At 55.9% G+C, this 20,790-nt stretch carries 21 protein-coding genes; 14 read left to right on the top strand and 7 right to left on the bottom strand.

Going from position 1 to position 20,790, the window contains the following annotated elements; genetic code table 11:
• The first annotated feature begins 4 nt into the window (after positions 1–4).
• The 5 genes from CFBP5473_RS14530 to CFBP5473_RS14510 all read left to right on the top strand — a co-directional run bounded on the left by CFBP5473_RS14530 (position 5) and on the right by CFBP5473_RS14510 (position 4,804).
• Positions 5–715, top strand: coding sequence for a GntR family transcriptional regulator (locus tag CFBP5473_RS14530; RefSeq protein ID WP_051441440.1), 711 nt, complete (start codon positions 5–7; stop codon positions 713–715).
• Between the two features lies 1 nt (position 716).
• Positions 717–1,637, top strand: a complete 921-nt coding sequence (locus CFBP5473_RS14525) for a dihydrodipicolinate synthase family protein (protein WP_027677190.1) — start codon at positions 717–719, stop codon at positions 1,635–1,637.
• A gap of 13 nt (positions 1,638–1,650) precedes the next feature.
• Entirely contained in the window at positions 1,651–2,790 is a 1,140-nt protein-coding gene (locus CFBP5473_RS14520; RefSeq protein ID WP_027677189.1) for a mandelate racemase/muconate lactonizing enzyme family protein, read from the top strand.
• 310 nt (positions 2,791–3,100) lie between these two features.
• Complete coding sequence (locus CFBP5473_RS14515; protein WP_027677188.1) at positions 3,101–3,550, top strand: MarR family winged helix-turn-helix transcriptional regulator; 450 nt, start codon at positions 3,101–3,103, stop codon at positions 3,548–3,550.
• 57 nt (positions 3,551–3,607) lie between these two features.
• Positions 3,608–4,804 carry an FAD-dependent monooxygenase gene (locus CFBP5473_RS14510; protein WP_027677187.1) on the top strand — a complete coding sequence of 399 codons (1,197 nt, stop codon included), beginning with the start codon at positions 3,608–3,610 and terminating at the stop codon, positions 4,802–4,804.
• A 137-nt stretch (positions 4,805–4,941) separates the two neighbouring features.
• On the opposite strand, the gene CFBP5473_RS14505 is transcribed toward CFBP5473_RS14510, so the two are convergent.
• A complete protein-coding gene (locus CFBP5473_RS14505; protein WP_136954382.1) occupies positions 4,942–5,706 on the bottom strand; it encodes an AraC family transcriptional regulator in 765 nt (254 codons plus the stop codon).
• 87 nt (positions 5,707–5,793) lie between these two features.
• On the opposite strand from CFBP5473_RS14505, the gene CFBP5473_RS14500 reads away from it, so the two are divergent.
• The 4 genes from CFBP5473_RS14500 to tnpC all read left to right on the top strand — a co-directional run bounded on the left by CFBP5473_RS14500 (position 5,794) and on the right by tnpC (position 9,213).
• Positions 5,794–6,630, top strand: coding sequence for an NADP-dependent oxidoreductase (locus CFBP5473_RS14500; RefSeq protein WP_084631862.1), 837 nt, complete (start codon positions 5,794–5,796; stop codon positions 6,628–6,630).
• Positions 6,631–6,677: 47 nt separating this feature from the next.
• Positions 6,678–7,130 carry an IS66-like element accessory protein TnpA gene (tnpA, locus tag CFBP5473_RS14495; protein WP_027677258.1) on the top strand — a complete coding sequence of 151 codons (453 nt, stop codon included), beginning with the start codon at positions 6,678–6,680 and terminating at the stop codon, positions 7,128–7,130.
• The gene (tnpB, locus tag CFBP5473_RS14490; protein ID WP_027677259.1) at positions 7,127–7,480 is read left to right on the top strand and encodes an IS66 family insertion sequence element accessory protein TnpB; all 354 of its coding nucleotides are present in this window, start codon (positions 7,127–7,129) and stop codon (positions 7,478–7,480) included. Before tnpA ends, tnpB begins: the two co-directional genes overlap by 4 nt.
• A gap of 62 nt (positions 7,481–7,542) precedes the next feature.
• Positions 7,543–9,213: an IS66 family transposase gene (gene tnpC, locus CFBP5473_RS14485; RefSeq protein WP_027677260.1), complete on the top strand. Its 1,671-nt coding sequence runs from the start codon at positions 7,543–7,545 to the stop codon at positions 9,211–9,213.
• 122 nt (positions 9,214–9,335) lie between these two features.
• On the opposite strand, the gene CFBP5473_RS14480 is transcribed toward tnpC, so the two are convergent.
• Entirely contained in the window at positions 9,336–9,635 is a 300-nt protein-coding gene (locus tag CFBP5473_RS14480) for a hypothetical protein (RefSeq protein ID WP_027677261.1), read from the bottom strand.
• A gap of 379 nt (positions 9,636–10,014) precedes the next feature.
• On the opposite strand from CFBP5473_RS14480, the gene CFBP5473_RS14475 reads away from it, so the two are divergent.
• On the top strand, positions 10,015–12,288 hold the full coding sequence (locus tag CFBP5473_RS14475; protein WP_027677262.1) for a cation:proton antiporter domain-containing protein: 2,274 nt from the start codon (positions 10,015–10,017) through the stop codon (positions 12,286–12,288).
• Positions 12,289–12,506: 218 nt separating this feature from the next.
• Here CFBP5473_RS14475 and CFBP5473_RS14470 read toward each other — a convergent pair whose 3' ends face one another.
• The 3 genes from CFBP5473_RS14470 to CFBP5473_RS14460 all read right to left on the bottom strand — a co-directional run bounded on the left by CFBP5473_RS14470 (position 12,507) and on the right by CFBP5473_RS14460 (position 14,066).
• The gene (locus tag CFBP5473_RS14470; RefSeq protein WP_027677263.1) at positions 12,507–12,770 is read right to left on the bottom strand and encodes a hypothetical protein; all 264 of its coding nucleotides are present in this window, start codon (positions 12,768–12,770) and stop codon (positions 12,507–12,509) included.
• 101 nt (positions 12,771–12,871) lie between these two features.
• Positions 12,872–13,660, bottom strand: coding sequence for a DUF429 domain-containing protein (locus CFBP5473_RS14465; RefSeq protein ID WP_027677264.1), 789 nt, complete (start codon positions 13,658–13,660; stop codon positions 12,872–12,874).
• A gap of 16 nt (positions 13,661–13,676) precedes the next feature.
• On the bottom strand, positions 13,677–14,066 hold the full coding sequence (locus CFBP5473_RS14460; RefSeq protein ID WP_027677265.1) for a response regulator: 390 nt from the start codon (positions 14,064–14,066) through the stop codon (positions 13,677–13,679).
• 173 nt (positions 14,067–14,239) lie between these two features.
• Between CFBP5473_RS14460 and CFBP5473_RS14455 the strand changes: the two genes are divergently transcribed.
• The gene (locus tag CFBP5473_RS14455) at positions 14,240–14,479 is read left to right on the top strand and encodes a hypothetical protein (RefSeq protein WP_037171932.1); all 240 of its coding nucleotides are present in this window, start codon (positions 14,240–14,242) and stop codon (positions 14,477–14,479) included.
• Positions 14,480–14,506: 27 nt separating this feature from the next.
• On the opposite strand, the gene CFBP5473_RS14450 is transcribed toward CFBP5473_RS14455, so the two are convergent.
• Complete coding sequence (locus CFBP5473_RS14450; RefSeq protein ID WP_027677266.1) at positions 14,507–15,118, bottom strand: TetR/AcrR family transcriptional regulator; 612 nt, start codon at positions 15,116–15,118, stop codon at positions 14,507–14,509.
• Positions 15,119–15,265: 147 nt separating this feature from the next.
• Between CFBP5473_RS14450 and CFBP5473_RS14445 the strand changes: the two genes are divergently transcribed.
• Positions 15,266–15,529 carry a hypothetical protein gene (locus CFBP5473_RS14445; RefSeq protein WP_027677267.1) on the top strand — a complete coding sequence of 88 codons (264 nt, stop codon included), beginning with the start codon at positions 15,266–15,268 and terminating at the stop codon, positions 15,527–15,529.
• Positions 15,530–16,127: 598 nt separating this feature from the next.
• Positions 16,128–16,565: a VOC family protein gene (locus tag CFBP5473_RS14440; protein ID WP_027677268.1), complete on the top strand. Its 438-nt coding sequence runs from the start codon at positions 16,128–16,130 to the stop codon at positions 16,563–16,565.
• A 244-nt stretch (positions 16,566–16,809) separates the two neighbouring features.
• Here the strand turns inward: CFBP5473_RS14440 and CFBP5473_RS14435 are convergent, their stop codons facing one another.
• Positions 16,810–17,781, bottom strand: a complete 972-nt coding sequence (locus CFBP5473_RS14435) for a ketopantoate reductase family protein (protein WP_027677269.1) — start codon at positions 17,779–17,781, stop codon at positions 16,810–16,812.
• Positions 17,782–18,336: 555 nt separating this feature from the next.
• Between CFBP5473_RS14435 and tssI the strand changes: the two genes are divergently transcribed.
• Positions 18,337–20,790 (top strand): type VI secretion system tip protein TssI/VgrG, encoded by a 2,454-nt coding sequence (gene tssI, locus CFBP5473_RS14430; RefSeq protein WP_136954381.1) that lies wholly within the window; start codon positions 18,337–18,339, stop codon positions 20,788–20,790.

The following is a 20,790-nucleotide window of genomic DNA, read 5'->3' as shown; positions in this document are numbered from 1 at the left end:
GAAAATGGCTTTTGATAACCAGTCTCCTACAACCAAGGCCGACTTTGAGAAGATCGACGCCGGTTTCCAGGTCACGGTGCGCGATCACGTCCACCGTGCAATGCGCAGCGCGATCATTTCCGGTCGATTTGCGACGGGACAGAAGATCAATGAACGCAATCTCGCGGAGCAGTTCGGAGTTAGTACGACCCCGATCAAGGAGGCATTGCGTCAGTTGGAAACCGAAGGTCTCGTTGAAGCCCTTCCACGCAGAGGTGTCGTCGTAAAGTTCAGCAGTTCCTGGGCGGAGGAAATGATTCTGGCGCGTGCCGCACTGGAATCGATGATCGCGCATCTGGCTGCCAAGCGCGTAGACGAAAAGGGCAGGGTGGAGATTCAGGCGATAGCCAACCGCATGAGGGAGGCGACTGCATCAGGAGACGCCGACGGGTTGATCGCTCTCAATGAAAGCTTTCATGATCATATTCATCGGGCGTCGCAATGCGGTTATCTCGCTAAACTGATTGAGCGCCAACAGTTCTACGATGCCAGCATTCGCCGGGTCATCCATCTAGATCCGAATGAACGACAGAAGGCGCTTGATGAGCATGTGGCGATCGCAGAGGCAATTGTAGCAGGCGATGCCGACAGGGCAGAGCGCACAATGCGCGACCACGTCGTTCGTTCGGGCGACACGTATCTCAGCATTATTTTCAAGAAAGAGGGAGAAATCTGACGTGAGTGACAAACTCCAGACCGTGAGAAACGCGCTGACCGGGATTTCTGGTGTGCCGGTGACACCATATGAGCATGACGGCTCGGTCGATACCACGAAATTGACGAATCTCATCAAGGCACTCGCGAGTGCCAAGGTGCATAATCTGATGGCGGCGGGCAATACCGGCGAGTTCTTCACCCTTACCATGGATGAAGTGCGTAAAGTCCACGCAGTCACCATTGAGGCTGCCGCTGGAAACTCACTCGTCAGTGCAGCTGTCGGGCGGTCGCTGACGGAGGCGAAGGCGCTGGCGAAAGACGCGATTGCCGCGGGTGCCGATGCGATCATGGGCCACCACCCGATGGATCCTTTCGCAGGGCCGTCATACCAAGCCGGCTACTTCCTTGAACTCGCCGATTTTTCAACCGTCCCTGTTATCGCATATGTGCGTAGCGATGCGTTTTCTGTCGCCGATTTTCGCAGACTTGCCCTCCATCCCAACATTGCGGGTATTAAATTCGCCTCACCCAACCTGATGCTTTTGTCGGAGGTTATTCGTTCTACACTGGATGCGCCAGCGATCTGGGTTTGTGGTCTGGCTGAAGGCTGGGCGCCCGCCTTCTACGCCATGGGTGCGCGCGGATTTACCTCAGGTCTCGTAAACGTCTTCCCGGAGCGCTCTCACGCCATTCATCGCGCTTTGGAAAACGGCGATTTCGGCGGTGCACGAGCGTTGATCGATGCGATTGCAGGGTTTGAGGCACTGCGTACGAAATATAACAACGGCGCCAATGTTACGGTCGTCAAGGAAGCTCTTGGGATGCTTGGCAGCGATGTGGGCCCCGTGCGCCTACCAGGTGTTGTGTCGCTGAATGGTGAGGAGCGTCAGGCGCTTCGAGCAATCGTTGATCGCGTCAAGGCTGAGGCCCTGGCGGCCTGATTGGAGAAGAAGCGTGTATATTACCGGTATCAAAACTTACATGCAGCGAGTGGACGATCGTCCGCGCCTGCTTCTCAAAATAGAAACAAGCGAAGGCATTTCGGGTTGGGGCGAGTGCTACAACCACGGTCCCGACTGGGCGCTGCCTCCACTGCTCGATTACCTTTTCCACCAGATCGAAAACGAAGATCCACGGCGCGTTGAATATCTCGTTCTAAAGCTGAACCAGCAATGCCGCTTTCCTCCCGGAGCGCTCGGTCTTGCCGCGATTTCCGCAATCGATCACGCTTTGTGGGATATTGCTGGCAAGGCTGCAGGGCTCCCGGTCTACATGCTGCTCGGCGGTAGCGTTCGCGACCGCGTCCGCATTTATTGCGGCGTCTATACCGCGCCCGACCCTGAGCAAGTGCTTGAGCAGACGCTCCAGCTTAACGAAGACTATGGCTACACGGCCTTCAAACTCAGCCCCTACCGCCGCGACCTTCATTCAGGCCGATGGGGAGAGCTCGTAAAGGAAACGGGAGACTGGTTCAGTCGCATTCGTGAGATCACGCCCTCGCATTTCGAATTTGCTTTCGATGCGCATGCCAAAATTTTTGAGCCCTACAAGGCTGTTCAGCTTGCTGCCGCCATAGCGCCGAACGATCCACTTTTCTACGAAGAACCGATCCGTCCGGAGCATATACCGGCATGGAAGGAATTGAAGTCCAAGGTAAACGTGCCGCTGGCCACAGGCGAGTCGCTCTATAATCGCTTCGAATTTCTTAACCTCCTTTCTAATCAAGGCGCGGACATCATCCAGCCTGACATTTGCGTCGTTGGGGGCGTCTCAGAAATGCGACGTATCGCGACAATCGCAGAAGCGCACTACGTCACCGTGGCTCCTCACAATCCGATGGGACCGCTGGCCACCGCCGTTAATGTGCATTTCTGTGCGGCGCAGCCCAATTTTCAGGTGCTCGAGTTCAAGCCGCATGTACATGCGCCGTGGGCGCTCGATCCCTACATGCCAAGGGACGGGCATATGGAGCTTCGCCCGGATCGTCCAGGCTGGGGCATCGAGATTGACGAAAAGCTGCTCCAGAAGGATGACTATGTTTACTGGGAGCGCAAGGTGACTTGTAAGCCAGATGGCGCAACTGCGTATCCGTAAAAAGCAAAGCGAAAGGTTTCTTTGATCGCCAGCTTCATCTCCATGGTGCGTCGGAGTTTTAGGCCTGCGGCTGCTCTGAAAAAAAACTAGAAGGAGTGGACGTGCAGCCGCTCCTCAACTCTTTAGAACGTCGATGATCTCGCATTGCGACCACGCGCCAACCCCGGTTCGGTTCCATCAAGAGTACAAATTTCTCGCGCGAGCCGAACCCGATGTGCACGGAGTGAAGCGCATGACGGTGCTCTAGGGTCCTGTCTACATTTCCCGGTTTAAGGCTAGCAGTCTATGTTAGAGTGGCGTAGGAAAAGTCATGCCGAACCAACACGAAGACATTCATCCAGAAGCAGCTGTCGCACCGGGATACTTAGCAAACCATACGGCCAGGGTTTTCAATAGGCTGGTAGACAATGCTCTTCGCCCTCATGGTTTGTCCATGGCTCTGATTGGCCCCGTTCTTCTTTTGTCGTGGAAAGGGCCGATGCTTCAGCGCGACATCGTGCGCTCATCTGCCATCAAGCAGCCTGCGATGGTCGCTCTCCTCGATAAGCTCGAAGCGATGGGATTGATCTTCCGGACCGCTTCGGAAAGTGACCGCCGGGCCGCTATGGTAGAGCTGACTGGGAAGGGAAACGAAGCCGCAGCCATCGGACGTGACGTGTTGGTCGAGACCAATCGGCAGGGCTTGGAAGGCTTTTCGAGGATAGAATCAGAGTTGATGATCACCCTGTTTCAGCGTCTGATCGCAAATTTCGAGAGATAAGACCGGAACAAATATATCAGAAGTGATGTTCTTTTCGCGAAAGGGAGATCATCGTTTATGGCCGCACGCGTTCTTATCACCGGTGCCAGCATCGCTGGAAATACCACAGCATGGTGGCTTGGCCGTTTCGCCTACGATGTCACTGTCGTCGAGAAGGCTCCGCAGTTTCGAGATGGAGGGCAGAACGTCGATATCCGGGGTGTGGGCCGTGAAGTCCTTCAAAAGATGAATCTTGAACAGACGGCTCTCGACCACGGAACCGGCGAGATCGGTACGGCCTGGGTGGACGAGGAGGGTAAAACTGTCGCCGAGTTCATCACTGATGATCTCGATCAGGATGGTCCAACCGCTGAAATGGAAATCCTCCGAGGCGACCTGGCGCGGCTAATCTATAACTCTGCTCGCGAAAAAGCGACGTTTCGTTTCGGTGACTCAGTCGCGGGCATAGATGACACAGACAAAGCGGTCATCGTAACCTTTTCGAGCGGAGCGACAGAAGAATACGATATAGTCATTGTCGCTGAGGGTGTTGGGTCGTCAACCCGCGATTTGATCTTTCTAGACGAGAACAATCCGCGCTGGATGGATTTGACGATTGCATATTTCACAATTCCAAGAGAAGCCGAAGATGATCAGCGGTGGCGTTGGTACAACACGACGGAGGGACGAAGCATCTCTCTACGTCCTGACATGGTAGGGACCACCCGATGTATGCTTTCCGTACAGCAGCCCCCGAGCGGCGAGCATGAATGGAGCGTGGAAAAACAGAAGACATTTCTGAGGGAGCGCTTCCGCGACGCCGGATGGCAAGCTGATCGCGTGCTTAAGGGATTGCAGCGGGCAGAGGACTTCTATTTCGATGTTCTTCGTCAGGTCAGAATGCCCAACTGGTCAAGAGGCCGCGTTGTTTTGACGGGAGACGCTGCATGGTGCGCGACACCGATTGCCGGTATTGGTGCAACGCTTGCAGTCACCGGTGCCTATGTTCTCGCAAATGAGCTTCACAGGCATTCTGATACACCTACCGCTCTAGAAGCCTATGAAAGAGCCATGCGGCCAATGGTCGAAAAAGGACAAGGCGTGCCCAAAATCGCTCCTCGAATGATGAACCCGCACAGCAAACTGGGCATTACCCTGCTTCATGGCGCTCTCAATTTGGCGAGCAAGCCGGGTGTGAATAAGATTGCTTCGAAGCTCCTTGCGGGCGAACAAAAAGCTCCCGATCTTTCAGTTTACGATACTGAGAGTTCCTGAGGTCAGATTTCGTAGCTGCGCCTCAAGACAGAATTCCCTGCCATTCTTGGTCGCTGACATTTCGCTTGCAGGTCGGCGGCTTACCTTGGCCAGGAATGGCTGTCAGTCTAGAAGAGCCTCCATCAGACACAGAACACTCACGCCAACTGCTCGTAATGTTCAGGCCCGCAGAGGAATGCGCTGGGTGTTGTTCCGGTCACTTGCCTGAACGCGAAGGAAAACGCAGCAGTGCTTGAGAAGCCTGCGTCACTCGCCACCTCGGCAACTGACTTACCTCGAGCGAGTTGCTCCATCGTTCTAACAATCCGCGCTCGTTGCCTCCAGGCTTTGAGCGTCATTCCTGTCTCAGCCGGGAACAGGCGGCTTATCGTGCGACCAGAGGTCGCAGCGCGTGATGCTAACTCGGTCAAGTCCATGCTATTACGATGATCGCCAAGAGCGATCTCGGCGACCCGCTTTGCCACGGGGCTTTGAGGCATTGGGAGGTACGTCGGCGCATCCGACACGGCGCTTAACTCGAGAAGTATCAGCCTCACCATCAGCTCTGCTTTCACCGTCGCGGGGTCGTCTTCGATAGCCGCGGCAAGCAAGGAGCGAAGCAATGGCGTCAGTCTGGATGCAAAGGCCCTATCGGGAAAGTTTGGAGGGGCCCATGTTGCGATTGCAGTTGGTCGCCAATTCACCATCCAAAGTTCGGCGTCCGTCATGATATCAAGGCGATGCGGAACGCCTGCCGGAATCCACGCCGCAAGTTGAGGAGGCACAAGCCAGACCCCTTCACCTGTATGGAGCTGGATCATACCCGACGCAGCATAAGTGAGTTGCGCTTCATCATGGGAATGTAACGGCAGGGCTGAACCGCTCGACTTGTTGATGCGATGGATGGTGAAAGACGGGTGCATATGAATGGCCAGTGTTCGATGTGGATTGGCATCACATCGGGAAAATACGCCTGTATAACAGAGCAGATCAACATTTGGGAGAAAACGATGAGAGCTGCTATTATCCGAGAGTATGGTTCGAGCGATGTGGTGGAAATCGCTGAGGTGGATCGACCAGAGCCGAATGAAGGCGAGATTCTGGTGCGAGTCCTTGCGGCGGGCGTGAACCCTGTAGACTGGAAAATTCGCGGTGGCATGGGGCAGCGCATGGGAATGACCCTGCCGATCCATCTTGGGGGGGAACTTGTCGGGACGATCGAGAAGCTTGGCGCTGGTGTCGACAATTTTCAGCTGGGTGAGACCATCTTAAGCATGGTACATACGGGTGCCTTCGCTGAATATGCGGTTGCCAAAGCAATCAATGTCGTACGAATGCCTGACAATATCGACGCCATCCACGCAGCGGCTCTTCCCCTGGCGGGATCCACAGCATGGCAGGCACTGTTCGACGAAGCAGGACTTTCTGCGGGACAACGTCTTCTAATCACCAACAGTTCGGGCGGGGTCGGTTCTCTTGCCGTGCAGTTTGCCAAAGCTAGGGGAGCGTACGTCATAGCTGTCGCTTCGGGTCGCAACGAGGAGTTCGTCCGCGCTCTTGGCGCTGACGAATTCATCGACTACACGACCGAACCCTTTGAAGACGCCGCATGCGACGTTGACGTCGTGCTCGACACAATGGGAGGTGAGATATTTCAGCGCGCTTTTAAAACCCTCAAAAAGGATGGTTTCATGGTCACTGTTGTAGCCTTTCCCGACGGCGAAGCAGAGCGCTACGGTGTCCGCATGAAGAGGTCATTTACAGTTCCGAGTGCGCGCAACTTGGCCTCGATCGTGCTGTTGGTCGGTAAGCGCCGTCTCCGTCCCATTGGGTCCGCTGGTTTCTGAGCATGATTGGTCATGCGAAAAGGCTTCCAGGCGTATCTGGAAGTTGAATTATGGATGATGGATTTGTTGGTCGTTATGAGGTCGTTGAGCCGCGGCGGGGTAACCGGCGGTGGCCGGATGACGTGAAGGCGCGGATCGTGGCGGAGAGTTTTGAGCCTGGTGCTCGTGTTGTGGATGTTGCGCGCCGTCACGGTGTTATAGCAAACCAGCTTTCCGATTGGCGACGTCAAGCGCGCGACGGCAATCTGGCGCTGCCTTTTGCGGCGGCAACGACGCGGTCGGAGCACGATGGTGCCGAGCCGCCATTCGTTCCTCTTTCAATCGCTGCCGAGCCACCTGAGCCTGTCAATTGTTTGTCACTTCCGAAGATGGTCTCCGACGGGCCCAGGGAGCAAGGTTTGATGCTGCAGATCGGCTCAGACGTTGTGATGCGGGTTCCTGACGATGTGCCCGTTGAACGGGTCGCCGCTCTGGTTCGCGCTGTGCGAGGAGCGTCATGATCGTCGCGGGCCAACGACTGCCGATCCTGATCGCAACCCGTCCGGTTGACTTCCGCTGTGGGCATCAGGCGCTGGCTCTGATGGTGCAGACCGAATTGAAGCTGAACCCGCATTCCGGGGTGACGGTGATCTTTCGGTCAAAACGCGGGGACCGCCTGAAGATCCTGGTGTGGGATGGCACAGGAATGGTGCTGACTTACAAAATTCTTGAACATGGAAGCTTTGCCTGGCCCAAGGTTCAGGATGGGACGATGCGTCTTTCCAGGGGGCAATATGAGGCTTTGTTCGAAGGTCTTGACTGGCGGCGGGTGATGGCGCAACGGGTAACCGTGCCATCGGCCGCAGGGTGAATATCCGGCCGTCTTTGCATTGTTTTGTTTGGCTTTTTTATGCTGTTTTGCTATAAGGCGGCATGTCGCAACCTATTGATCTCAGCCTGTTTCCGGACCTTCCGCCAGAGGTGGTGAAGGCGTTTGCCGCGATGCAGTTCGAGCTGTCGGTCGAGCGTGCTGCACGTCAGCATGAGCAGGCGGTCGTTGCCGAAAAGGATGCGTTCATCGGTGAGTTGAAGGAGCTGATCGAGAGGCTTGAGGGTCAGGTTCACGACTATCGGCGCACGAAGTTCGGGCCGAAATCGGAAAAGCTCGATCCGGCGCAAATGGAACTGGCGCTGGAAGACCTTGAAACGGCGATCGCCGAAACACAGGCACGGATCGCCGCCGTCGAGCAGAAGATCGAAGCAAGCGCAGATGATCCCGAAAAGCCTGGCGATCCTGACAAGGCCGTTTCTCGCAAGGAGCGTAAGGCCCGTGCACTGCCTGAACACCTGCCGCGGGTCGAGCGCGTGATCGAGCCCGAAAGCATCGTTTGTCCTTGCGGTTGCGGCAACATGGTGCGGATCGGCGAGGACCGGACGGAACGGCTCGACCGGATCCCGGCGCGCTACGAGGTGATCGTCACGATCCGCCCGAAATACGCATGCCCCAAGGGTCGAACGGGCATCATCCAGGCCAGAGCGCCCGCGCATCTTCTGGAGACAAGCTGGCCGACTGAAGCCCTTCTGGCGGAGATTGCTGTCGCCAAGCATTCCGAACATATGCCGCTCAACCGGCAAGCTGAGGTCATGGCGCGACACGGGGTGCCGATAGACCGCACGGTCCTTTCCGATTGGATGGGGCGCACGGGCAGCGAAATCGCACCGGTGGTCGACCATATGGCCAAACGGCTGCTGAGGGAAAGCATGCGGCTCTATGTCGACGAGACCACCGCCCCGGTTCTGGATCCGGGACGAGGCAAGACGAAGACGGGTTATCTCTGGGCCGTGCTGCGCGACGATCGTGGATGGAATGGCTCTGCGCCGCCGGGCGTGGTGTTCCATTATCGGCCTGGACGTAAAGGCGAATATGCCGCTGAAATCCTCAACGGGTTCAACGGCACGATCCAGGTCGATGCCTACGGTGGTTACTCTCACCTCGCCACGTCGGACCGGACGGGTGGCGATCCCTTGAAACTGGCTTTCTGCTGGGCACACGGGCGCAGAAAGCTGATCAAGGCCACGCCGAAGAGCGGATCGCCCATTGTCGAGGCGGCGCTGGTGCGCATCGCCGCGCTCTACAAGATCGAAGACAGTATCCGGGGCTCAGATCCCCAACATCGCCGGGCGGTTCGACGGGACCTGTCTCTTCCGCTGGTGGACGAGTTCTTCACCTGGCTGGCAGCCCAGGCTGCGCGCGTCTCACGCAAATCCGATCTCGGCATTGCCTTGGCCTACATGCTGAAACGACAGGATGGCTTTCGGCTGTTCTTGGACGACGGCCACATCGATATCGACTCCAACCTCGTGGAAAACGCGATCCGTCGACCGGCCATGAACCGCCGCAATGCGCTCTTTGCCGGGCACGACGAAGGGGGCCGTAATTGGGCCCGGTTTGCTAGCCTGATCGGCACTTGTAAAATGAACGGCGTTGAGCCCTACGCATATCTGTGCGACCTCTTCACCCGCCTCGCAAACGGCCACCTCGCCAAAGACATCGATGCCCTGATGCCATGGGCCTATGCCGCCCGTAAAAAAGCCTCACAATGAGCTCGTCAGATACTATTCGGTGAGCTCACATCCGGACCGCTGGTAGCTCTGCCCCTAGCCGGAATTGTAAAATCAATGGGGCGTAGACGGCGCATACCATTCAGACGGAACGACGGCCCGGTTCAAACACCAAACGTGGTGAAGAAGCTTTCCCGCCTGTCCTCTCCTGCTGCCCGGCGTCTGGAAGGCTGTGTATTCAACGCCGGTCTGTCGAGATACTTCTTCAAGCCAACCAACAATGAGTGGCTGAGGAGCACGCCAATTTGCGCATACCACATCGTTTCCTCAGAAAATCGCGTACACGCAAGTACCAGGGTGATAATAATTGTGCAGCCAAGCGCAAGCAGATAGGAGAACATCGCGTTCCAACGCAGCCCGCACAACGTAGTTGCGGCCAAAACCAACAGATAGAATGATCCCACGAACCTTGCTCCGAAATTCGCGAAACCAATAAACCAAATTGATTTATTAAAAGCGAATATTGAAGGTGGCCAGCCGTTCTGAGCTGGCGCAGCGGTCTGCCGTATCGTCTGAACGGATGAGGCACGCTCACGACCGGCTCTGCCCAGTTCGACATGGTAAACCGCTCTGGGCTCTGGCTTGAGAAGAAAAGAAGTTTTTCAGATGCGCGGCTTTGATGGCGGTTCGCGATCTGGTTCAACTCAGTCATCGGAAGCGACTTTGTTGCGGAGCAAATAGGCAGCTTGACCCTAAAAGGCCGTAGCTGCGTTTAGTCTTCTCTACGGAACATTGGATTGGCTGGCCCGTTTTATTGCCAGAAATGCACGGGGCTTCCATCGAATGAAAATCAAAGTGAATTCTGTCCGGCTTAGCCTTTTGGCCTTGCCGACAGTTGGCATGTTAGTGACGTGCGGCGCCGCCTTTGCCGCCGATGGAAAATCATCTGGTCCCTCAGAGGCCTTATTCCTAATCCAGATCATTGTACTTGTGGTTGTCGGGAGATTACTCGGCGAGGCTATGGTGCGCATTGGACAGCCGTCGATCATGGGCCAGATTATCGGCGGTATCTTGCTGGGTCCTTCGGTATTCGGCCTTGTGTTTCCCGAAGCCCAGTCGACGCTGTTCCCAGCCGGCGAGGCGCAAAAAGCAATGGCGGACGCCGTTGCCCAACTTGGCATTTTGTTCTTACTCCTGCTCGCAGGTATGGAAACGGACCTCGGTCTGGCGTTGCGATTGCGTCGTGCCGCAGCGGGAGTCTCGCTCTCTGGGATCGTGGTGCCTTTTGCACTCGGTTTTGCTTTGGGGGAGCTCATCCCCGCAAGTATGTTGCCTGATCCCGACACGCGATTGGTCACGTCGCTCTTCCTGGGAACCGCGCTGTCGATCTCTTCAGTGAAGATTGTCGCGTCTGTCGTGCGCGAGATGGACTTCATGCGCCGCAATGTCGGTCAGCTGATTGTTGCCTCCGCGATTATCGATGACACGATAGGATGGGTTATTATCGCTTTGACGTTCAGCCTGGCCACGAGTGGCGCTGTTGATGTCGCAATCCTCGCAAAGAGTGTCATAGGCACGATTGCATTCATGGCCTTCAGCTTCACGATTGGGCGGCGTATCGTCTTTGAGATCATTCGATGGGTCAACGATACCTTCAAGAGTGACCTGCCAGTGTTGAGTGCGATTATCGCCATCATGGGTGGGATGGCGATAATCACCAATTTGATTGGCGTTCACACTGTCTTAGGTGCGTTCGTCGCGGGCATACTAGTCGGCCAATCCCCAATCCTGACACGCCAGATCGAAGGGCAGCTACGCGCGTTGACGACCGCGCTGTTCATGCCGGTCTTCTTTGGCCTGACGGGTCTGAATACTGATCTCGGCCTTTTGGCTGACCCATCTATATTGTTACTGGCGGTAGGACTGATCCTGATCGCTAGCCTTGGAAAGTTTGGCGGCGCCTTTGCCGGGGCCAAGATGGGCGGGTTTTCCAATTCCGAAGCTATTGCGCTTGGTTGCGGAATGAATGCCCGGGGATCAACAGAGGTTATCGTAGCCTCGATAGGCTTATCGGTCGGCGTACTTGACGAGCGTTTGTTTTCCGTGATCGTTGCCATGGCAGTGGTGACAACGATGGCTATGCCACCCACTTTGCGGTGGGCGCTAGCACGGCTACCGATGCGGGAGGAGGAAAGGGATCGACTCCGGCTCGAATCCCTTGAGGAAAAGAGCTTCTTGTCGAGTTTCGAGCGGATCCTGCTTGCGGTCGACCACTCGGCCAGCAGCGATCTTGCTGCCCGTATCGCTGGGCATTTTGCTGCCGTGCGGAAAATGCCGATTACTGTCTTGGATATCGTCGATGAAGACACCGATGGCGACGCTGAAGATCTATCCAGACGTCTGCCGGACACTCGCGCGAAAGAGGTCAGTGAGCGCGTGCAGAGCACCGCCGATACAGTCCTAAAGATGGACAGCGTAAAACAAGCCGCGCCCGACGGCGAGGTACACGTCACGATCAGACTTAAGGACGGGGAGCTAGAAGATATCCTCGCCGAGACCGCGGACAAGGGCCATGACATGATGTTTGTCGGCGTTGAGTCAAGCGCGGGTGCGGGCGGTGGGTACGGTAGACGGCATACAGCAATGGTGGATGCTTTCAGTGGGACGACGGCAATCGTATCGGCTCGTGGACATCTTCCAAAGTCAGATGCTCAGTTGCGCATACTTGTGCCCGTTGGCGGGACAGAGCGTTCGCTGAACGCGGCAGAGTTCGCATTTGTCATCGCCAAAGCTACCGGTGCGTCGATCGCCGTTGTGTATTTCAAGGATCCTGCACAGGCAGCGTCTCTTTCACGAGTGAGCGATACGAGTGGCGCTCAACAATCGGCGTTCGAGCAACTCGACCAGATTGCAACTTTCTACGGACTGCCAGTGGAGAAGGTTACGTCGCAAGAGGGATCGCCCGAGCTTGCTATCTTAAAGCACGCCAGAAGAGGGCGCTTTAATCTGATTATCCTGGGGGTCAACAGAAGGGCAGGTACTGACCTTTCCTACGGCACTGTTGCTGACACGCTTTTGGAAACCGCCGACCGCTCGGTCGTTTTTGTCGAAATATGATGGTCCTATCCGTCGGAACAGAAGCCGCTCAAATGACACTTCTTCCCTAGTAAGGAGATTGTACCAGCCCGGTTGGAACATAGAACGCTGATCAAAATCCGCAACGGAGGTGCAAGAAAGTCGTCAGGGAGACACCCTTCTTTGCGTGATAGACACGGGCCGCTGTGCCGCTTTCCACGGTAGAGGCGCACGAGTGACAGATGCATGATGAGTGGCAACTATTTTCTGTCGTTAGACCGGTCTATCGGATTTCCGAACAGATCAACAGGTGCAGGCTCAGGCGACCCCTTTTGCGCCGTCAGTCGGCCACCGAATGATCGTGGACTGTTTGCTCGTCCGGCCCACAGCGAGAACTCGATCTTCTCTCCGGCCTTAATGTCACGGTCTGCGATGAAATATCCGCGGTGATCAGGGGCGGTGTCATGCCCGGCTTTTTCATTTTCGAACAAGCAAACCTCTCCCGGCTTTGGCTTGTAAGCCATTCGATGTCCTCACTTTCCATGCACTGGCCAATTATCTTGATAGGCATCTGTCGACGACATATGGGATGCGCCAACCCTGGCTCCAAGATCAACCTCTTCGGCTAAGTTACAGCGGTTGGGACCCAGATCGCCGACGTCTCGTCGCCGTAGGCCTTGGCGTTTCCATCCAGAACACAGGTGCCGACCCAGGCACACACAACCGCATCCAGGCAGTCCTCGAACGCTTTCAATTCAAAGCCTCGCGACGACGGGTCGGGTAGGGGCAGAGCTGAAGAAACGCCTTCAATGCGACTGTCTAGCAAGCTGACGATGTCTGCCCAGACGCTCAGAAGCTTGTGGCGACGATCTGCAAGGCTCTCCTCGGGCCAGTATTTACGGGATTTCGCGTGCTTGTAGGGAAGCCTTCGCTCCGCATTCGCCAGTTCGATCAGAGCCGGGTGCGGATAAACTTCGATGAGAGCCGGGAAAGATCCTCCAGATGTCAGAAGCGGATAGCCTGCTTGCGCAAAACCCAGGGTCAAATCATCACTGAGCTTGCCTGGTCGGGTTTGGTTTGGCGTGTGCGTGCCAGCATGTCGTGATCCATAATATGAAGAAATCGCGTTATCGGAAACGCGTCGACCAGTGATCGGCTTGTTCGATAATGGCATGTCGATTGCAACAATGCTGACAGGCGTCGTGGTGAGTTCCGCCGCCTTTGAAAGGAGAGCCAGTGGATCGGGCGTCGACCCGCGATGTCTTATGCCTTGCCAGTGATCGTCAAAGAGGAAGGCCTGATAAGATGCTGCAACCCGAACAAGTCGCCAATTGACACCGTCGCGTTCAACCAGAGCGATGCCACTTGGTTCTGTCAACGTCCATGCTGCATCAATGCCGAGAACTGCTGTCATAGGTTTGCCGTCGCACTTAGACTGCCTGCGCCATCTCAGGTGCTTGGGGTGTCACGCCATTGGCTTCATCGAGCAGGTTTAGGAGCTGATCCAGGCTGTATGGCTTTGGCATGAAGGCCCAGCCAATTTCGACGGATTCGCTGACATCGCGACCAGAAACGACAATAATCTGCGTTCGCGCAGATACGCTGGCAACCATAGCCGCAAGATCGAGGCCCGTAAGGTATCCTGGCATATCGACGTCGGTGACCAGCGCGTCAAAGGAAGGATTGCGTCCGATCGCCGCGACCGCTTCAAGAACGTTTCCAGCCTCAACGACAGCATAACCATCGTCCTGAAGCGCCTCAACCAACATCAATCTGATCAGAAGATCGTCTTCTACAACGAGAACAGTACGCGCGGACATGGGATGCTCCAATGGCTATCGGTTACTCAACTTGTCCACGCCCGTTTCGATCATCCCTGCTGACCAGTATTTGCGAACATATTTAATTAAATCTGAATGAGCGGCCGCGCCTTGAAAGCGCAGTCCTCTGTCCTCACATGAACATAGTGAGAACGTTGATAGGAGCTGTCAAAATGACATCTGATGGAAAGCAGCTTTCGAAGACCGCGGTGGGGACATTGTCGGCGATCCATCAGTATCGCCACCAGCGCCGTCTTGGGCGTGGCTGGCTGGTTGGCGACAAGCGCATTTCTACCTCAACCGTTGCCAACCTTGAAAAAGAAGCCTTCGTCAGGGAGATCGCCACGAACGGCTTTCCCCGCCTCGTCCTTACAGACGAAGGCAAACGCCTTATCGCTCGCAGCAGCGATTAAAGGCTGACGTTTACTTTAAGCTGATACTCACGAAGAAACAGTCGGATTGAGACCGAAGGAGGTCATCGTTGCCTCACATGCTCTGGTAAAACGCATCGAGGGGCCTTCGTCGCCTGTTGCAAGCTTACTGACGCGCGCCCCCTCCAACAGCATGGAAAGCGTATCAGCCAGAAGCTCCGGATCGCTGACACCGGTCGAGCGACAAAGATCCGTCAGGCGAGCGTGCTGCTGCATCTTCAGCGTTTCGATGACCGCGTGCGCCGGATGACCGTGTTCCTTCAACTCGACGGCAGCATTGGCCAAATCACATCCATAAGGTTCGCTGGAAAGACAGTGTGCACGTGCTTTCACCCAAGCTGCGAGCTGGCCTCTGGGATCGCCTGGACTTCCTGCCTCGAGATCTTCCCAGGCTTTGTCGAGTGTCTGGGAGCTGTGCTTGAGAACCTCACACACCAGATCGTCCTTCGAGCCGAAATGCCGGTATAGCGTCATTTTGTTGGTGGAGGCCGCTTCTGCGATCGCATCGACGCCTATGCCACGAATGCCATGTTCACGAAACAGCTGGCAGGCTGTCGAAACAATACGGTCCCGCGGTGGGATTTTCGGGTCAGCCAAACACTCAGACTTCTCGACTCTCATGAGATTGAATTTTTATCCTCTTGTGCGGTTGACAGGGATGTTACTGGTCGGTAACTATCGCATTGTTGCTGACCGGTAACACCCAGCTTCGGCTTTGTCAAGAATTGCCGGTTTTTCCAAGAACTTTGACTGCGAAAGGAGATTGTGATGAACGTTATGACAAACGAGATGACACTCGATGAACTGTTTGGGGATCCACTGATCCTTTCTGTCATGCGTGCCGATGGCGTCTCTTTGAACGAGTTGAAGGAGCTGATGTACTCGGCACAGAGATCTCTGAAGGCACGCGATGGGACGGCGCTGAGCGCGAAACTAAAGACGAGCGGACGCGCAGTGTCGCCCAAGCGGCAGCTGGTCGCCTCCATGCAGCCGATTTTTGCAGGGTTTCAGCCATGTAGCGCCAGTATGTAATCGTAGGTGCGGCATGCACCGTGTGCCGCAGCCGATGACATTGCCGCCATGGGCGAGGGGGTTTGACTGCCATGAGCAAGTCGGTTTGATGGAAAAGGTTGCCCCCAGCGATCGCGCGATCACCGGCCGTGCCCTGAGATTTCCTCAGCGGCTGTTAAATACCCTATCGGCGCATGATCGTGGTTAGGATGGCAACGCTCTTGAGGTGGGTCGTCCGTCAAACCGTAGTGGCCCGGTGCACGACACTTTCAAAAATCCTCTGCATTACGAGGACCTCAAGGCGGAGACAGACCATCGCCCGGTACACCTGCTACGGTCATGTGTCGTTGAAGAGCTTCCTGCAACTTCGGCATCCTGTTGCCGAACTAAGTTACATTGCCGGAGTTTCTCTATCCGGCAGCGTAAGGCCAAGCTCTTTCCGTGCTTTTTCCAGGGCGGGACGGTGCGATATCGTCGTCCGCAGTTGGCCCGAAGCAGTCATTGCCCTCGGCGAAATGGTTTGTGAATCCTGAATTTGGCGGGCGCGCGTCCGATGCCAGTGGTTCGACAAATTTTGCGGTATGGTGGAGAGGTGATTCAGATAGACCGAGGAGCCAAGATGTCCGCAGAAATCATCGTCGAACTTTCTTTGTTTGTTGAACATGGTCGAGAGAGAGAGGCCGCTAATTTCTATGCCGCTGCCTTTGGTGCGCAGGAAGAGAACACTAGTGACATCGATGGCGCTCTGGCGGCTGTCGAAATGCGGTTCGGGAATCTGCCTGTGTGGGTCGCCGGCTCTAATCCCAACCGCGAAAAGTCTCCATCCTACGGTGGCCCTTTCTTTCCGAAAGAACCAGGGGCGGTCAGCACGATTTTCCAGCTCAAGGTTGGCAACATTGAAGGTGTAATGCAGCGCGCCCTTTCAGCCGGAGCTGTGATCCGAGACGAAATCCAGACTGACGTAATAGGCCGCCGCGTGGCCTCGATCTTCGATCCGTTCGGCCACATTTGGGCGCTCGTTGAGCGTAAGGCCGAGGGCATGTCACTCGCAGCTTAAATCTGTCGCAAATGTCTGTCGCGAAACTTTGACTTTCGAGAGCGAGTTTCGCGACGAAAATTCTTTTTAGTTTTCAAGGCTGGAGGAGTTGTTTCATATATTACGATATTTTGGACGCATCTTGCACTAGTAGCAGCCGACGGAACAGGTCCGTTCGATCACATAATGAAGCCGCTCTTGCTCCTCCTGTCATTGAGTGCCCTCGACAACCGGCTGCACACGGATGTTTATCACGTCCGATACTCTAAGCGAGAGCCAGCGCCTGCTTAACCTTGTCTAGCGGAATCGTTCCGGGCCGCAGTTTTTCTCGTACCATGCGGGCAGCGAGTTCGCAGAACCAGGTATTGGCAGGTGTGGGGACACCATGCAGCCGCCCCAGTAGAACGATTTCACCGTTGAGATAATCGGTCTCGATAGATCCCGTGGAGCGGGCAAGGCTTTGCATGGAGGAGCTCCCCGCACGGCTGAAACCTGCGATCGATGCCATCTTCATCAGCCTTCCACGGTTGGGATCAGTCTTACCGACGCTCTGCCATTGCACGCCCGAAGCGGCGAATACGACCTCTGCCTCTGCGCGGAGAAGGTCGACGACTGGCGCGATATCTCCCTGGTTGGCGCATGCGGCCTCAACGATGTTGTGAAGGTTTAAGAGCAGCTTTCCATACTTGTTCTTCATCACGTCCGGAACCACAAAGGCTGGCAGGCCCGACGCCGTGAGCGCCTGCGCGACGGCTTCATCGACACTGTCGCAACCTTGCGGATACCGGCCAAGATAGAAATAGCCGGAGTGAGGTGATCCGAAGGCGAGGATCTCGCCGGGCGTGACAAAGTCGGCCGGCAGTATGACGCTCACGCCATGTACATTGGCAAAATGCCGCAAAGCGGTGCGTTCGTTCTCAACACCGTTCTGGAAGCAGAAGATCGACTGGTCCTGAAGACCAGCCGCTGCGAGTTGCTCGATCACTGCACCCATGTGTTGGGTCTTCGTACAGACCAGCACCACATCGTCAGGAAGAAGCGCGATCGCGTTCGGCGATTCCACGCATTCGAAGTGACAGGTCTCGGTTCCCCTGGGAGTGCGCAATGTCAACCCCTTCGCTTTGATCGCCTTTAGCTGCTCGCCGCGCGCGATCCCGATGACCTTCTGACCTGCCGAAGCAAGCGAGACCGCAATCGTGCCGCCGATGGCACCCACACCATGAATAATGAAACGCATTTTCAAACACCTTGTGCAAGCTATCCGGATAGGCCCATCTAGAATTTTAACAGACTTGGACCGAAGATAACGAACGTTTAGATAATATTTGCGATTCCGGCCCCATTAAAGATCGACGGCGCTTCGCCAGACCGACTCTTGGATTGTTTCGCTAGCGGAGGTTATTCACGCCTTACCCAGCGTTCATAGCCGAGTTCTCCAATCCGCTATAGCACATAACCCCACACGATATGTTCCCAGACCCGCTAAGGACGGGAATTCAAGCCGTGGAAGATGACGCCAAGACCATGCAGACGCGACACTCAGTCTAACGCTGTTTGATCTGTAGGCTGCGCTATTCATCATCTCCACCAGTTCATGCCTTCTGCCGCGATGAACTTACGTAGCGGAAGTATTCATCCAAAGCGCGAGAGCGGCAAATCATAGCAGCATCTATAATCCATTTGGTTGCATAATAGCGGACAATTCCATGTTTTCGCCACAATGATTGATTGCATTACGTTCAGATTTTGACAGCTGATTGATACTTTATCCGATCGACATCAGAGGTTCTCCATGACCGACCAGCCCTCATCGTCTGACTTCATTCAGGCGAGCCGCGTCCTCAAGGTCAAGTCGCCGCTCGGCGAAGACCAGCTTCTGCCGGAACGCATGGTGGTCAATGAGGGCGTCTCCCAACTCTTCGAAATCCGCCTGAGCGTCCGCGCAAAGAAGGAGGCGGTCAAGCCGGAAGAGCTTATCGGGCGACTGGTCGATGTCTCGGTGGAAGTCAGTCAGGGCGATGACGAAGAGGGCAGCGGCATCCGCCGTCCGTTCAACGGTCTGGTAACGGAACTGCATGAAGGCCCACCGATCACCCGTGGCTTGCGCTCCTACGCCATGACCATCCGCCCGCAGATGTGGCTGCTATCGCGCCGTTCCGACTGCCGCATCTGGATGGACAAGACGACGGTCGATATCGCCGAGACGCTGTTTTCCGAACACGGCATTCCGGCACCCGATACGTCCGGCATCATCACCCCTCCGCCTGCTCAACACTACAGCGTTCAGTTTAACGAGCCGGACCTCGATTATCTCTTACGCCGGTTTGAAGAGGACGGTCTGTTCTACTGGTTCAGCCATGAGGACGGTTCTCACAAGCTGCATGTGGCCGATAGCGCCAATGGCTGGCTGGGCCCATCACCCTCCGCTCAAGGCGAAGGCAAGGTGAGACTGGCACAAGGTTCCTCGGATCGCAACCACATTAATGACTGGGCACGACGTTTTTCCTACGTGCCGGGCCAGCGTGCTGGGGCTGACTGGAATTTCGAAACCCCCTCCATGGTGCCGGGCTCAATGACGCCATCACTGGTGCAGATGCCGGATGCGACCAAGCGCGAGCTTTACGAATATCCTTCCCGCATCAAGACGGTAGCCGAAGCAGAGCGGGCGCAAAAGCTCAGAACCCAAGCCACCGAAGCAGACCACGACCGCGTCTTCGGCGGATCGACATCCCGCATCCTCGAAGCCGGTCGCCGCTTCACCCCATACGAGGTGGCGCATCCCGAGCATGAGTATGAAGAGCATGTGATCATCAATGCAAGCCATACCATTGTTGACCGCTCCTATGAGACCAACAGCAACGAGCCGGAATACCGCAACCAGTTCGAGGCGATCCCGTCACGCGTGCCTTTAACCCCGCATCGAACCACCAAGCGTCCACGCATCGAAGGCACGCAGGTTGCCATCGTTGCAGGGCCGGAAGGCGAAGAAATCCACCCGGATCAATATGGCCGCATCAAGCTGTGGTTCCCATGGGACCGTAAGGCGAAGAAGGATGGGACTGATACGTGCTGGGTGCGTGTCAGTCAGGCATGGGGCGGAGGTACATGGGGTGCGCAGGTGATCCCACGTATCGGCATGGAGGTGATGGTTGCATTCGTCGACGGTGATCCCGACAAGCCGCTCGTCACCGGCGTGGTCAACAACCCGAAAAATTCGGTGCCTTACGATTTGCCCGCAAACAAGACCCGCATGGTTCTTCGGTCAAACACGCACAAGGGCGAAGGCTTCAACGAAATCACCTTCGAAGATGAGGCAGGCAAGGAAAATCAGTTCTTCCATGCGCAGAAGGACCAAACGACACGCGTGTTGAACGACCGCACCAAGCGCATCGACCGCCACGAGGTGGCATCGGTTGGTGGCAATCGCGCGGTCGAAGTCTCCGGCAACCAGAAACACGAAATAGGCGGATCGGTGAACACGGTTGTTGGTGGCACAGGTCCGATGGCGATGATGGCGATGGCGGGGGTGCAGGCGCTGTCGGGCCAGACGGCAGGACTGCTCAGTCAGGCAGCACAGATCGCTGGCGGCGGTGGGCCGGGCGTCGCAGCCTTTGCAACGACATTGGCCTCATCCGCTCTTGGCTTCCTTGGCGCTGGCGGCATGTCATCGCGTGAGGGTGTTGTGTCAGGGCCAAGCCCAAGAGCCGATGCTGGCACAGCACTCGCCGGATCAGGCACGGGTGTCGGCACCGATGCGTCAGGCCTTTTCCCTCTGCCTGGCATTATGAATACCATCATCGGTGCGTTTCAGTCGACATCCGTGGGTGTTGCCAAGGCCGAGCAGATCGGCGTCAGCAAGGTGACCAACATCGGCCAGACCGAAGTCCGACAGGTTGGAAAACAGCAGAACCTCACGATTGGCAACGAGCAATATGTCGAAGTTGGAAAAGGTCAGTACACCCGTGTTGGTGAAAAGATTACCGTCAACGTTGGTAAGCTCTACAACCTCGTCTCCGAGGAAAAGTACCACGGTGAAGCAAAGGTCTGGGAGATGTTTGGTGATGACACCATCCTCCTCTCCACCAAGGGCGGTTACATCGAGCTCAACAGCACTGGCATTCGAATCCATGGTTTGAAGATCGACATCGAGGGTAATCAGATCAACTTCAAGAAGGGCGGTCCGGGGGAAGGCGCTTCGTGTCTGCGTGAGATGGCTAAATCGTCCACGCCGTTTGTGAGGGGTTAA

Origin of the sequence: Agrobacterium larrymoorei (genome assembly GCF_005145045.1) — a bacterium.
Lineage (GTDB): Bacteria > Pseudomonadota > Alphaproteobacteria > Rhizobiales > Rhizobiaceae > Agrobacterium > Agrobacterium larrymoorei.
Note: the sequence above shows the minus strand (reverse complement) of the source record. Positions and strands in the feature narration are given on the sequence as shown.

What these genes read in the sequence shown, in the direction of transcription:
- CFBP5473_RS14435 (WP_027677269.1), bottom strand. Translation starts at nt 17,781, where the DNA reads ATGCGTTTCATTATTCATGGTGTGGGTGCCATCGGCGGCACGATTGCG.
- CFBP5473_RS14470 (WP_027677263.1), bottom strand. Translation starts at nt 12,770, where the DNA reads ATGGCTTACAAGCCAAAGCCGGGAGAGGTTTGCTTGTTCGAAAATGAA.
- CFBP5473_RS14450 (WP_027677266.1), bottom strand. Translation starts at nt 15,118, where the DNA reads ATGAGAGTCGAGAAGTCTGAGTGTTTGGCTGACCCGAAAATCCCACCG.
- CFBP5473_RS14530 (WP_051441440.1), top strand. Translation starts at nt 5, where the DNA reads ATGGCTTTTGATAACCAGTCTCCTACAACCAAGGCCGACTTTGAGAAG.
- tnpB (WP_027677259.1), top strand. Translation starts at nt 7,127, where the DNA reads ATGATCGTCGCGGGCCAACGACTGCCGATCCTGATCGCAACCCGTCCG.
- tssI (WP_136954381.1), top strand. Translation starts at nt 18,337, where the DNA reads ATGACCGACCAGCCCTCATCGTCTGACTTCATTCAGGCGAGCCGCGTC.
- CFBP5473_RS14515 (WP_027677188.1), top strand. Translation starts at nt 3,101, where the DNA reads ATGCCGAACCAACACGAAGACATTCATCCAGAAGCAGCTGTCGCACCG.
- tnpC (WP_027677260.1), top strand. Translation starts at nt 7,543, where the DNA reads ATGTCGCAACCTATTGATCTCAGCCTGTTTCCGGACCTTCCGCCAGAG.
- CFBP5473_RS14460 (WP_027677265.1), bottom strand. Translation starts at nt 14,066, where the DNA reads ATGTCCGCGCGTACTGTTCTCGTTGTAGAAGACGATCTTCTGATCAGA.
- CFBP5473_RS14500 (WP_084631862.1), top strand. Translation starts at nt 5,794, where the DNA reads ATGAGAGCTGCTATTATCCGAGAGTATGGTTCGAGCGATGTGGTGGAA.
- CFBP5473_RS14505 (WP_136954382.1), bottom strand. Translation starts at nt 5,706, where the DNA reads ATGCACCCGTCTTTCACCATCCATCGCATCAACAAGTCGAGCGGTTCA.
- CFBP5473_RS14510 (WP_027677187.1), top strand. Translation starts at nt 3,608, where the DNA reads ATGGCCGCACGCGTTCTTATCACCGGTGCCAGCATCGCTGGAAATACC.
- CFBP5473_RS14465 (WP_027677264.1), bottom strand. Translation starts at nt 13,660, where the DNA reads ATGACAGCAGTTCTCGGCATTGATGCAGCATGGACGTTGACAGAACCA.
- CFBP5473_RS14440 (WP_027677268.1), top strand. Translation starts at nt 16,128, where the DNA reads ATGTCCGCAGAAATCATCGTCGAACTTTCTTTGTTTGTTGAACATGGT.
- CFBP5473_RS14445 (WP_027677267.1), top strand. Translation starts at nt 15,266, where the DNA reads ATGAACGTTATGACAAACGAGATGACACTCGATGAACTGTTTGGGGAT.
- CFBP5473_RS14455 (WP_037171932.1), top strand. Translation starts at nt 14,240, where the DNA reads ATGACATCTGATGGAAAGCAGCTTTCGAAGACCGCGGTGGGGACATTG.
- CFBP5473_RS14475 (WP_027677262.1), top strand. Translation starts at nt 10,015, where the DNA reads ATGAAAATCAAAGTGAATTCTGTCCGGCTTAGCCTTTTGGCCTTGCCG.